8 protein-coding genes are annotated in these 12,547 nt (G+C 66.9%); 1 reads left to right on the plus strand and 7 read right to left on the minus strand.

Annotation, left to right across the window (positions count from 1 at the left end):
- Position 1 precedes the first annotated feature (1 nt).
- The 5 genes from fxsT to ACLARN_RS10890 form a co-directional block, all read right to left on the minus strand.
- Positions 2-4,405 carry an FxSxx-COOH system tetratricopeptide repeat protein gene (gene fxsT / locus ACLARN_RS10870; protein WP_409491203.1) on the minus strand — a complete coding sequence of 1,468 codons (4,404 nt, stop codon included), beginning with the start codon at positions 4,403-4,405 and terminating at the stop codon, positions 2-4.
- A 1-nt stretch (position 4,406) separates the two neighbouring features.
- Positions 4,407-5,486: an AAA family ATPase gene (locus ACLARN_RS10875; protein WP_409491204.1), complete on the minus strand. Its 1,080-nt coding sequence runs from the start codon at positions 5,484-5,486 to the stop codon at positions 4,407-4,409.
- Positions 5,487-5,499: 13 nt separating this feature from the next.
- A complete protein-coding gene (locus tag ACLARN_RS10880) occupies positions 5,500-7,311 on the minus strand; it encodes a hypothetical protein (protein WP_409491205.1) in 1,812 nt (603 codons plus the stop codon).
- A 182-nt stretch (positions 7,312-7,493) separates the two neighbouring features.
- Positions 7,494-8,210, minus strand: coding sequence for a S1 family peptidase (locus ACLARN_RS10885; RefSeq protein ID WP_409491206.1), 717 nt, complete (start codon positions 8,208-8,210; stop codon positions 7,494-7,496).
- 176 nt (positions 8,211-8,386) lie between these two features.
- Positions 8,387-9,421 carry a helix-turn-helix domain-containing protein gene (locus ACLARN_RS10890; protein ID WP_409491207.1) on the minus strand — a complete coding sequence of 345 codons (1,035 nt, stop codon included), beginning with the start codon at positions 9,419-9,421 and terminating at the stop codon, positions 8,387-8,389.
- A 96-nt stretch (positions 9,422-9,517) separates the two neighbouring features.
- Here ACLARN_RS10890 and ACLARN_RS10895 point away from each other — a divergent pair, with 96 nt between their 5' ends.
- Positions 9,518-10,420, plus strand: a complete 903-nt coding sequence (locus ACLARN_RS10895) for an alpha/beta hydrolase (protein ID WP_409491208.1) — start codon at positions 9,518-9,520, stop codon at positions 10,418-10,420.
- Between the two features lie 237 nt (positions 10,421-10,657).
- Here the strand turns inward: ACLARN_RS10895 and ACLARN_RS10900 are convergent, their stop codons facing one another.
- A complete protein-coding gene (locus ACLARN_RS10900; protein ID WP_409491209.1) occupies positions 10,658-11,836 on the minus strand; it encodes an MFS transporter in 1,179 nt (392 codons plus the stop codon).
- 179 nt (positions 11,837-12,015) lie between these two features.
- The gene (locus tag ACLARN_RS10905; protein WP_409491210.1) at positions 12,016-12,510 is read right to left on the minus strand and encodes a MarR family winged helix-turn-helix transcriptional regulator; all 495 of its coding nucleotides are present in this window, start codon (positions 12,508-12,510) and stop codon (positions 12,016-12,018) included.
- Between the last annotated feature and the right edge of the window lie 37 nt (positions 12,511-12,547).

Below are 12,547 nucleotides of genomic sequence, written 5' to 3' on the forward strand. Positions count from 1 at the left end.
GCTACATCAGCATCGGGTCGATGTCACAGTCGCCGCGCGTACCGTGGCCCGCTGCCTGCGTTCCCGGATGGGCCTCGCCGAGAACCCGGCGATACTTCACCAGGATCGGGTCGCGTAACGGCGCGGCCTCCTCGTCCAAGCCGAGAGCGGTCAGGTCCTGGCCGAGGTTGAAGGATGCCGCCAGTACCGTGGGGTGTTCCTCCCCCAGTACCTGCGTGCCACGTTCGACCGCGTCCCGCCCCAATTCGACCGCCCTGTCGAGCTCGCCCAACGCCGACAGATCACTCGCCAGGTTGATCGTGACGATGATGGCATAGGGATGATCCGGGCCGATGGTGGCGCGGAAGTGCTCGAGAGCACGCTCGTCGAGTACGCGGGCGGCCGCGGGGTCGCCCATGAGCCGCAAGGTCACCGCGAGGTCGGCGTTGGCGGCGAGGGTGTGCGGATGGTGTTCACCAAGACCACTCCGGTACCGCTCGAACGTTTCCTCACCCAGTTTCCTGGCAGCCGCCAGATCGCCCGAGTGACGGAGATCGATCGAGTGGGCGAGAGCGCAAGCCATCGTGACGGAATGGTCGTCACCGTAGGCGAGCCTGAATCGCCTGAGTGCGTCGGTGGACAGGTTGAGCGCGCCGGGATGGTCGCCGTCCTTGCGCCTCGCCACCGAAAGCAGGAACGAGTTGGCCGCCGCGTCCAGCTGGTCCGCGCCGAACCGGGCGTAGAAGTTTTCCGTGAGCCGTTCCTGCTGGACCCGGGCCTTGCCGTACTCCCCAGCCTCGCGCAGGTCCACGATCAGCGAACTGTTGACGCCGAAAGTGCGGACGTGGTCACGGCCAAGGACCTCGATCCGCCGGTTGAGGGTGTCCTGGTCCAATTCCGCCGCCGCCCGGTAGGCACCGGTCAGCCGGAGGCTGATCGCGTGCTGGTACGCGGCTTTCAGCGTCTCCGGGTCGTCTTCACCGAACATACGCTTGGCCTTGTGGTAGATCTCTTCGCTCAGCTTGGTCGCCGCCGCGAAGTCACCCTGTGCCCGGAGATCGATCGTGATGTTCAGCTGGAGAGCGAAGGTCTCCTCGTTCTCTTCACCGGACACCTGAAGGCGCAACGCGAGTGTGCGCTGATTGAGTTCCGCGGCTTCGGCGTACCGGCCGATCGCCCACAGGTAGAGCCCCAGCCTCGACGAGACTTCGAGTGTTTGCGGATGTGTGGGACCAAGGTTGTCGGTGAGCTTCTCCCGCGCTTCGAGACCGAGCCGGGCCGCTTCTTCGTGGTCGCCGTACTCGAACAGATAGCGCATCAGGTTGATGTGGAGCTGACGCGGCCAGTCGTCGTCGCAGTTCAGCACATTCGCCGCATAGGCGTGCGGCAGCAGTTCACGGTAGCGCGACCAGTGCCTGCTGGAATCGGGGTCGTTCGGGTCCAGCGCGGCGAGTAGTTGATGTGCACCGTGCTGCATCCGCGCGTGCACCTGCCGGGCCATGACCCGGTTGCGCAGGACCAGCTGTACCAGCCGGTGCAGCTGAAGGGTGTTGTTGCCGTGGTCGATCTTCGCGAGGCCGTATCGGTTGATGTCACGGATGGCGCGAGCCAGCTTGATCGGGTCGCGCAGCGCGGCGTCGAGCTCCGGGGAAATCGACACCCGGCTGACTCCGGTGAGCAGGTCACGCGAAATCGGTTCCGGGGAAAAGAAAGCGCAGATGTGCAGGATCTGATGAGCCGCCGGATTACGGGTCTTGAGCTCCTCGAACGAAACATTCCACGCCGCGGCGACGGAAACCTCGTTGTCAGGCGCCGACGCGGTATCGAGGATCTCCTCGACAGACTCGTCGAACAAGCGCAGGTACTCCTGCACCGGCATTCCGGTCACCGCACGCCAAGCCGCCGCCTGCTCGACAGCCAGCGGCAGATCGCCCAGCTTCTCCGCGAGTTCGTCGGCGTCGCCCGGGTCGATCTCCGGGCCGCGGCGCCCGAGCAGTTCGACACTTTCCTCACGCTTGAACACCGCCAACTCCAACGGGCGCGCGATGCCTGCCCAGTCGGAGTTCCGAGAGGTGATCAGGATTTCGCCGGGACCGTTGCGCGGGAAGAACGGCAGCACGGTCTCCGGGCTCTCCGCCGCGTCGAAGATCAGAAGCCAGCGGCGGAACGGCCGTCCGGTCCGCAGCGCCTCGATCACCGCCGGTACCGCGACGTTGGCCTCAGCCGCGCCCTGGAGGCCGAGGAGCCCGGCGAGTTCGGTGAGACCGGCCCGGATCTGCGTGGTGTGCGCGGCGTCGATCCACCAGACCAGGTCGTAATCCTGGAGGTGCCGGTAAATGTACTCGGTGGCCATCTGGGTCTTGCCGATACCTCCGAGACCATGCAGCGCCGAAGGGAGCACGGCGGTGGTGCCGCTGCTCAACCGTTTGGTGAGCTGGTCGAGGAGTTCGTCGCGACCGGTGAAATTCGGGTTACGCGGCGGGACGTTCCCGAATACCAGTGGCGGGTCGTCGGGTTGGCGGGCGGGGAAGTTCCGGGATGTCTCCGACGCGGCGGGGTGGGTGATCCTGGTCGTCGGCTCATTCGCTTCGGGGTCACCGAGATAGGACGAGCGCCCCTGTATCGCAGCAGTCGAGGCAGGTGGACGTTCGGCCGTCTCAGGCATCTTGGGGCTCACAGTCTTGGATGTCTTATTCAGTCTCGGTTCAAGGGAGGGCAGGACAGGGCTCCGCCCTTGAACGACGTTCCGCAACCGGTCCGCGCGAGACAGGTACGGCCCGGACAGCGCGCGCATGAGAACGCTCTCCAGTTCGACGTCAGACGAGGACTCATGTGTGAGCACCGGATCCGGCGTGTTGTTCGGGTCGGCAATAGCGTCTCGGAGGTGACCGAGCAGCGGAATCCTTCGACCTAGGTGAGTGGCCGCCACCCGAACGACACTGGCCGTTTCCGACCTTCGCGCGCCACTGAGCAACATTTCCCGGACCGCCTCGGGAAATGCGAATAGCCCACCTGTGTCCCAAGTGGTCTTCCCTTCCCTAAGGCCGGGAGCGTACAGGATGCCTGAAAGCAGAAGTTCCAGGAGGTGCTCAAGTCCTGCTTCCGGCACGAACCGTTGTCCCACCAGCTTCGCCACGTCGAGACGGACCGGTACCGCCGCGAGCAACTGTGCCAAGCGTAGCGCTGGCGGCGACGCAACACTGCGAAATCTATGTACTCTTTCGGCGGGTGACAAAGTTACCGACCGGTCAACGGAATCAACCCGGGAAAACTGTTCCGCGGTGAGCACGACCGTGCCTTCGACGGCGGCGGCGTTTTCGCCGGTCATCAGCCCGGCCCACCACTCGAGCGACCGCGGCCGCATTTCGAGCACCGGCACCGGTACGGCCTCTTGGGGCACTTTCGAGCCGGGCTCGAGCCAGGCGTCCGCCAGGTCGCAAACCCAGCGTCCGTTGGGGGCCAACGTGTTCGGGACCCTCAACCGGGCCTTGTGCGGGCTCATGCCGCAGCGCCCCCACAACCATTGCGGGAGCAGATGCACGATACTCACCGGCATCGTCCGGCCCCAGCGCGCCAGCATCGGGTACAGCGCGTCCTTCTTCTGCCACGCGTCCCCGACACCGTCGGTCAGCAGCAATACCGCGCGCCGTCCCGACGAATCCAGGATCTCGTTCGGGTCGCGGGCCGGGGCGCCAGGCGTGCCACCACGGAGAACGAGCTCCTCCTGGCCGTCGTCTTTCGCGGTTTCCAAAAGACGGACCTGAATACTGCGGAAAGCACCCACTTGCCGGAGCAATTCGACAAACGCGGACACCCGTGGCCGCCACAAGGCCATCGACGGACCGTTGTCGAGGACGAGCGTCAGGTCCAGCCAGCGCTCTCTTTTCGATCGGGTGACTGGCCACCACCGTCCAGTCTCCGCGGCCTGGACGGCGGTCGCCACTTCGTCCAGGACCACGTTGTTATGTCGCTGCGAAGGCGTCTCCCGTTTCAACGTTCTCAGCGCGCGGAAGTACTCCAGCGATTCGAGGAGTACCACTCCGCCGGGTCCCGTGCCGTCCACCGCGGGTTCGGGCAGCTCAGCGGGGACCGCCTCCAGTTCGACGACGCGGCCGTCGCTCCCGCTCGACGAGGAAGATTCCGGAACCACGGACTGCCCCGGTTCGGGGAGCGGGGGGACTTCCCCGCGGTCCGAGGGCGCGTTGCGAATTCGTTTTTCGCCGGACGCCGGCTCCGGCTTCTCGGCGGCATCGGGCTCGCCGCCGGTGCGCCTCGGCTCGATGGCCGCGGCCAGCCACACGATGTCCGCGACATCGGTCCAGCTCAGGTCCTCGAACTCGAACCGCTTACCCCCCTTGGGAAAGGGGGGCCGCCGCTCCGCCACCGGGACGGAGCGCGAGTCGGATGCACCGCCCGGCCCACCCATGTCACCGCACCGTCAGTCTTTGCCAGAGGGCGTCCACCAGCCGCGGCCATGCCTCCTGATCCGGCTGGTAGGCGCCAGAAGTGGCCAGGTACACGGCATCGAGCAACCGATCGGTGGGCAGGCCGCCTTCGGCCTTGCTCCGTTCGGCGAACTCGCGGATGAGACTGTCGCGGTGCTCGCCGTCCTCGCCGACCAGGTGACTGGCCACGATCGCCGCGAGCTGGTCGTGATCCGGGTTCTCGATCCGCAATTGCAGGCACCGGCGCAGGAACGCGGGCGGGAACTCCCGCTCTCCGTTGCTGGTCATGATGATGACCGGGAACGCGCGACAGGCGATCCGGCCGTCGCGGACGATGGCGGTGCGCTGCGGGTCGGCGGTGTGCACGGTGACTTCGGGGTGGCGGTTGCGTGCCCTTGCCAGTTCCTCGATGGTGAATTCGCCGTCTTCGAAGATCGACAGCAGGTCGTTGGGCAGATCGGCTTCGGATTTGTCGAGTTCGTCGATCAGCAGTACCCGAGGCAGCCTGCCGGGCAGGAACGCGGTGCCCAGCGGGCCGAGCCGGACGAAATCCCCGATCGGTGGCTCTTCCGCTTCTTCACCGGTTTGCGCCTGTTCGGTCGCCGCCGCCTGGACCCGGCCGATCGCGTCGTAGCCGTACAGCCCGGAACTCAGCGCGGTATGACTGGTGATCGCCCAGCGCAGCACCCGGCCGAGACCGAGTTCTCTCGCGATCCGATAGGCGAGGCTCGACTTCCCGGTGCCCGGATTCCCGGTGACGAGCAGCGGACGCCGCAGGTACAGCGCGGCGTTCACCATGTTGAGTTCGCCGGCGTCCACATCCTGCTCGGAAAGCGTGAACGCGGTGCCGAGCCTGCGCTCCGCCTCACCGTCGTCCGGCGGCGGCACGTCGTGCTCCGGCGGCGGGTCACCGCGATAAGAACGCCACGGTGGCGGCGCGGGAAGAATCTGCGCGAGGTCGATGTCGTGGATCGGCCTGCCGGTGCCCCGATAGATCCACCAATCAGGTGCATCCGGTGTCGTCCGGCCGTTCACGGTCGCGTCCTGGTCGTTCACGCTCATCCGCGGTATCCCCCTACGGTCGAGTCGGGATCAACGGTTGGTCGAGAACAATTACACGCTCCGGATCGTCCCACATTACCACCAGATCGTGAGCCAGAGATTTCTTGACCGGTACGGCCGCGCCCGAATTCGCGAGTTTGCGACGATGCGGCAGTTCTCTCAAACCGTGCTTTGTCTCCAATACCCAGTCCAGCAGCTCGCGCAGACTCTCCGGCTCGGCGTCCGGATGCCACAAGATCACCGGCAGGCCGCTGCGAAGGGCGCTCGTCAACTCGTCCGGTGCGGCATCCGGGTCGACTTGGGGTGACGGCGGTTTCGTCAGCACCACTCCGACCCAGTGTTCGTCGCTCAGTATCGCGTCGATCGGGTGATCCTCGAACTCCGCGCATCCGGAATAGTGCAGCCGGTCGGGTGAAGGATCTTTCGCCATCGAGTCCCAGCGAACGCGCCATTCGCGATGCCAATGCTTCGCCCGCATCCTCTCCAGTGATCTTATTCCCAGCCTGTACCCGTACCGTAACGGCTGCGGTCTGCCGGTCCCGTGTTCCTTGGACCATCGCTGCACCGGCAAGGTGATCAAGGTGCGCGGCAACAGGAATTCCACCGACGCGGACACACTCTGACCGGACCAGACTCCTTCAGTCTCCAGGATGACCTCGTCGACCTCGAACTCGACCCTGTCTATGGCGATTTCCCGAACTCCCGCCAGCGCGGGAGGCCACACTTCCGGGTCATCCTGACGCCAGAATGCGAGCGTGCATCGCGTGGGATCCACGGAAACCGGTTCCAGCATGATCATCAAATGAAGATGGGGGTTTTCCGGAATCGGGAGCCTGCTCTGCCGTTGATGCCCGAGTGCGGGCACGATGCGCAGCGACCGCGCCTGACCCTCGATCCAGCCGAGGAGCATGGCCCCCACCTCGCCGCCGACGTTTTCGGCCAGCAGTCTCAGAAACGTTACGGAGGGCGGGATTCCGTCCGGTCCGGCGTTGAAGTCGGTGAGCAGATGGAACGCGCTCCACGCGTCGGTGACGCCGTCCAACCGGGGCACCGGAATGGCGGGGCCGAGCGCGCGACTCATCATGACCGCCAAATGGGGGACCTCCATTTGGGTCAATCGATGGTGCAGCTCCACCAAATCCTTGCGCGGAATCAACTCGAGAACATCGCTGTGCAAGTCGACGGGAAGCCGGTCGGCGGGAGGTTCGAGTTCGGATGGGCGCGGTTTCGGAACCGGCGCGGCGAGTTCGCCGTGTAGTCGTAAATAAGCCGTTCCGGTGAACGTCTTCACCGAAACCGGTATCGGCTGGTACAACTCTGGCAGCAAGCCCGGGTCCGACGCGATGACGTCGTCGAAGAACCGCTCCGAAGAGATGAACGCGATCATCCCACCGGATTTCGCGAACGCGTCCTTCGCCAGCTGGGCGTCCAGGATGCGGAAAGCGGTGTCGACGGCCTCGCCGACCCATCCGTTCCCGTCGTTCAGCACCTCACCTGCGTTGAGACTCACTCGCAGCCTGATCTGCGCCTGCGGGGTCCGCGTGTGGTTGTGCCGGACGAGGGCGACCGACATACGGCCTGGTAATCGGTCGACGACCAGGCTTTTGGTCGTGCCAGGCGGTAACAGGATCAACGCACCGTCGCCACGATCCTCCGCTACGCAGGAATCGAAGTCGACGCCACTCTCCCCGAACGCGGTCTTCAGCACCTCGTACATGCCCTGGCGCACGGCCAGCCGATCGAGTGGGTTCCGGTCCGGGGAGGTGAAGCCCACGACGTCCACCACGACGATCGTGCGGTCGAGAGCCTGCGTCGATTGCGCCATTGGCCCCCTCCCAAGGTCCACGGCGCCGGCCCACCGGCGCCGACCGCCACATTATCGCGTCGATCGCCCCGGAGTTGAGTATCAAATGACAAATAAGTCAGCGCTTTTCCGTGCCGGTGACTTCCTCACCACGAACGGAGCCCTCCCTGACCGCGCCGGGGAGGGCTCCGTATTCACCGGGGTCAGACGCCGGCGACCTGCTGGATCCAGGGGCGGTAGCGGGTGATGTTGGTGTAGGCGGTGTTGTTCGACCGGTCACTGGTCGAGGCGACACCGACCTGGCGGCCACCGGAGAACATCGGGCCGCCCGAGTCACCGCCGGCGGTGATGCCGTCGACGCGGTTCGCGCACACCGCGACGCCACCGTTGTAGTCACTGCAGTTGACCGAGTTGACCCGGACGGTGGCGACCTTCAGGTAGCGGGACTGGCAGTTGATCTCGGAACCACACTGGCTGGTCGCGCCCCAGCCGTAGACCTGGACGTTCTGGCCGACCGCGACATTGCTAGTGGTGCCGAGCGGGGCGTAGGTGGCGTTGATCGAGCTGGTCAGCCGGACGATGGCGAGGTCCGCGCTCGCGTGGCGGGTGATGGTGGATCCGGTGGCCATGGTGCCGCCGCTCTGCTGGTCGAGGCTGCCGATCCGGAAGGTGTAGCTGCCGCTGCTCGCGACACAGTGCTTCGCGGTGAGGATGTACTGCGGCGCGATGATGGTCGCACTGCAGTTCTGCTGGCCGTTCACGAACAGCCGGGCCGCCCAGGGACCGCTCTGCGCGTACTGGCCACCGATGATCATCGGCTGCGCGCCGGAAGGCTCGGCGGCGGACGCGGCGGGGGCGGTCGAGCCGAGCAACGCCATGAAGGCGGTGCCTGCCAGGAGGACAAGGGAGCGCAGTCGCATGTTCCGACTCATTTCTGCGGCCGGTTCACAGCCGCGTCAGTGGGGACCAACGCGCTGATTCTGTGTCGTGCCAAGGGAAGCCGGAAACCGACGAAAGTTAGCGTGGGCTACGTATTTATTTCCATGACGGCCAGGAACGATCTTTGAGTATCCGGCGAAGATCATTAGGTAGTGCTTCACTCGCCGAGCAGGCGCCACGCGGTGAGGGCGATCCTGGCCCTGGTCAAGCCGCCGGGCTCGTTCAGGTCGATGGCCAGGCCCTTCCCGATCTGCGCGAGCCGCCGCGCGACGCTGCTGTGGTGCAGGTGCAGGGAGTCGGCGGCCTGGCGTACGGAACCCGTGGCGCAGTAGGCGTCCAGTGTCCGCAGGTCCTCCGGTTCCGCCGCCAGGCGCGTGATCGCGACGACGTCGGCGTTGGCCCGGGTGTCCTCCGCCGGGATCCGCGCGAGCAGCGCCAGCGCTCCGAGGTCGGCGTAGTGGATCACCGGCTGGCGCGCGGTCGTGAAACGCAGGGCGGTTCCGGCGTCCTGCCAGGACCGATGGGGACACTCCGCCGCTCCGATCCCGGCGCGCACGCCATCCGGCAGCCGGGCCGGATCCACCGCGGTGGCCAGGATGATGCCCACCTCGCCGAGCGGCGCGGCCTTGACCGGGCGACCCGGGCAGATCAGGGTGCCGATCTTCTCGAGCGGGATCCGCGACCGGACGGCGACGACCTTGATCGGCAGCTCGGTCGCGAACCCCAGCAGCCGCAGGGCCCGGTTCCTGGCCGCCTCGTCGCTGGTGGAGCTGATCACGAGTTCCACGAGCGCCGGGTCGGCCATGGTGGTGCGGGCCGGGCCGTAGCGCTCCACGACCGTCGCCACGGCGATCGCGAGCCGGTCCAGTACGGCTTCGTCGAGGGCGCCGGGCGCTCCCTCGCGTTCCAGCCACACCGTGCCGATCTCTTCCTCGTCGAGGGTGATCGCCGTGGTGGTGGACGCGGGCGCGGGCGGGGCGGTGGCTTCACGGCCGTCCGGTGCCATCCGGATCGTGCGCCCCGAGCCGGAGAGCCGGATACCCGCCACGCATTCCGCCAGTCCCGCCGTGGCGCGGGCGAGCGCGGGGAGGTCGACCCGCCGTCGCATCAGGGTGTCGTAGAACATCACGACCCGGATCACGCCTTCGACGTCGGGATCCAGATGGGACAACCGTGCGGCCACCGCCTCCATGACCGCGAGCGTACGCGGCGATCGTCGCGCGGCGGGGCGGCTACGCGCGACGATCGGCGGGCGACCTCCTGGCCGGGAACCGGAAGGATCGTCGTCATGGATCCCGAACTGGAAGCCTTCATCGCCCTGTTCCCGGCCTCGAGGCTCGACGACCCGGTCGCCGACCGCGAAAGTTTCGCCAAGCTCGCCACCTCGGTGCCGAAACCGGACACCTCCGCCATGACGATCGAGGACCGGACAGTGCCCGGCGACCCGGAGGTCGCGATCCGCGTTTATCGCCCGATCGAGGCACCGGGCGCCATCGTCTGGCTGCACGGCGGCGGCTGGGTGATGGGCGACCTGGACACCGAACACCCGTGGGCGGCCCGGCTCGCCGAGGCCTCCGGCGCGGTGGTGATCTCAGTGAACTACCGGCTGGCTCCCGAGAATCCGTTCCCGGCCGCGATCGACGACGTCTACACCGTGCTGACCTGGGCCGCCGAGAACGCGGCCGAACTCGGTGTCACCCCGGACCGCATCGCGATCGGCGGGCACAGCGCCGGCGGCGGGCTCGCGGCGGCGACGGCGTTGCGGGCGCGGGACGAACAGGGGCCGCCGATCCGCTTCCAGCTGCTCAACCAGCCGGGACTCGACGACCGGCTGGAGACCTGGTCAGCGCGGAACTTCACTGACACCCCCTGGGTGTACCGCGAGAAGCTCGCCGCGATGTGGCGGTACTACCTGGACGGACAGCCCGCCTCCTCGGCCTACGCGGCACCGGCGCGGGCGACCGACCTGTCCGGTCTGCCGCCCGCGTACCTGGCCACCGCGGAGTTCTGCCCCAACCGCGACGAGAACATCGACTACGCGGTCCGCCTGATGCGGGCGGGTGTTCCGGTCGAACTGCACCAGTGGCCCGGCACCTTCCACGGGTCGCAGGCGATCCTGTCCGCCGACGTGTCGCGCCGCCAGATCGCCGAGCTGGGCGATGTCCTGCGCCGGGCCCTGCAAAGCGCTTGACCCGGCCGTGGGGCGGCCGCTCAAGACCTGGTCCGCCCTCGAAATGGACCGCGGGCCAGGACGCGCCCGCGCTCTTCCGTGCCGAGCGTTCCCCGCACTGCCTGCACTGGTTCTGACGCCAGTGTCGCGTGACTGGACGGAGATCTCGCGTGATCAGACGGAGGTTACGCGTGATCAGACGGAGATCTCGCGTGATCTCCGTCCAATCACGGGTGATCTCCGTCTGATCACGCGACGCTAGGTCGTGGCCCGGCGGGTGCCGACCGTGAACAGCAGGGACGCCGCGGTCAGCACCACGCCGAACCACACCACGCTGGTGATGCCCGCGTTGTCCGCGAGCAGTCCCGCGAACAACGCGCCGAGGGCGATGGAAGTGTTGTACGCCAAGGTGTTGAGCGACATCGCGGCCTCGAACGTGTCGGGGGCGGACTTCTGCGTCATGGTGAGCTGACTCAATTGCACGACACCGTAGGACAACCCCCAGAGCACCAGCGCGATCATCACCCCGACCTGTCCGTGGCCGATGGTGAGCAGCAATACCAGCGACACCACGAGCGAAACGGCCCCGACCGTGAAACTTGCCAGCACGTTCCTCGACACGAAGTATCCGGCGACGAAGTTCCCCGCCGCTCCCCCGATGCCGAAGACGATCAGGCACACCGTGATGAAGGTGGACGAGGCCGAGGAAGTGCCTTCCAGGAAGGGACGGATGAAGGTGTAGACGCCGAAATGCCCGAGTACGAACAACACCACGGTGATCAGGACCGAGCGCAGGCGCACGTTCACCCGCGGCAGGCTGAAGACCTCGCGGACCGAAACCGCGTTCGCCGACGGCAGCGACGGGACCAGGACGAGGACGGCGAGGAAGACCAGGACACTGAGCCCGCTCCAGATCAGGAACGTGGTCTGCCAGCTGGTGAGACTCTCCAGGATCGTGCCCAGCGGCATGCCCAGCACCGTGGCGATCGAGATCCCGGACATCACGACCGCCGCCGCCCGGTTCGCGTGGCGGTCCGGGACGATCCGCATCGCCATGCCGACGCCGATGGCCCAGAACGCCCCGTTGGCGAAGCCCATGACGAGCCGGGTCGCCAGCACCAAAGGATAGCTGGGCGCGAGGGCGGTGATCAGGTTGCCGACGGCCAGGATCGCCAGCAAGGTGGAGAGCAGGACGCGCCGGTTGATCCGCCGAGTCCACGCGACGATGAACGGCACGCCGAGCCCGGCGGAGACGCCGTAAAGCGTGACCATCAGGCTGGCGACGCCCACCGAGATGCCCAGGCTGGAACTCACCGGAGTGAGCAGGCCGACGGGCATCAGTTCGGTGGTGAGGAAGACGAACAGGCTGGCGGTGATCGCGGCGACCCCGGCCCAGCCCTTCAAAGTCGAATGCGCGCTTTCGGTTCGGGTGACCATTTCTTCTCTCTCGATTCACGAGCATGACGAAGAAACCCCTGCGGGACCGGCGATTCCGGCCGCGGGGTGCTTCATCCCCAGGAAGATCCGCGGTACGCGGGACAGCCCCGCGAACCTCTTAGCGCTAAGCTATTCGATGCTTAGCGCTAAGTCAAACGGGTAACCGAAGGCGGTGAGCGTCAGTCCTCCAGGGCGACGTCTCCCAGTGACTGCAACAGGTTTCGCAGCAAGGCGGCCAGTTGGTCCCGTTCCTCGGGGCTGACCGCGCCCAGCAGCCGATGCTCGGTGTCGACGTGGTCGGGCAGCGCCCGGTCGATGAGTTCACGGCCCTGCTCGGTGAGGTCGACCAGCACGCGGCGGCCGTTCGTCTCGTCGGGCGCGCGGGCCACCAGGCCGCGTTCTTCGAGGCGGTCGAGCCGCTGAGTGACCGCGCCGGAGGTGATCATCGCCGAACGCATCAGGTCGGCCGGGGTCAGCGTGCCGGCGCGACGCAGGGTGGCCAGCACGTCGAACGACGACCGGTCGAGGCCGTGCCGCGCGAACGTCTCGCGTAGTTCGCCGTCCAGTACCCGGGTCAGCCTGGACAGCCGCCCGATGACGGCCATCGGGGAGACGTCCAGGTCGGGGCGGGCTTCGGCCCACTGGCGGAGAATGTGGTCAACGTGATCCGGCACGCCCGGAGATTACCCCGGCCTCGGAGCGCGGACGTTC

The organism is Amycolatopsis sp. cmx-11-12, assembly GCF_046269425.1.
In the GTDB taxonomy this organism is placed as follows: domain Bacteria; phylum Actinomycetota; class Actinomycetes; order Mycobacteriales; family Pseudonocardiaceae; genus Amycolatopsis.

What these genes read in the sequence shown, in the direction of transcription:
- fxsT (WP_409491203.1), bottom strand. Translation starts at nt 4,405, where the DNA reads ATGGGTGGGCCGGGCGGTGCATCCGACTCGCGCTCCGTCCCGGTGGCG.
- ACLARN_RS10875 (WP_409491204.1), bottom strand. Translation starts at nt 5,486, where the DNA reads ATGAGCGTGAACGACCAGGACGCGACCGTGAACGGCCGGACGACACCG.
- ACLARN_RS10880 (WP_409491205.1), bottom strand. Translation starts at nt 7,311, where the DNA reads ATGGCGCAATCGACGCAGGCTCTCGACCGCACGATCGTCGTGGTGGAC.
- ACLARN_RS10885 (WP_409491206.1), bottom strand. Translation starts at nt 8,210, where the DNA reads ATGCGACTGCGCTCCCTTGTCCTCCTGGCAGGCACCGCCTTCATGGCG.
- ACLARN_RS10890 (WP_409491207.1), bottom strand. Translation starts at nt 9,421, where the DNA reads ATGGAGGCGGTGGCCGCACGGTTGTCCCATCTGGATCCCGACGTCGAA.
- ACLARN_RS10895 (WP_409491208.1), top strand. Translation starts at nt 9,518, where the DNA reads ATGGATCCCGAACTGGAAGCCTTCATCGCCCTGTTCCCGGCCTCGAGG.
- ACLARN_RS10900 (WP_409491209.1), bottom strand. Translation starts at nt 11,836, where the DNA reads ATGGTCACCCGAACCGAAAGCGCGCATTCGACTTTGAAGGGCTGGGCC.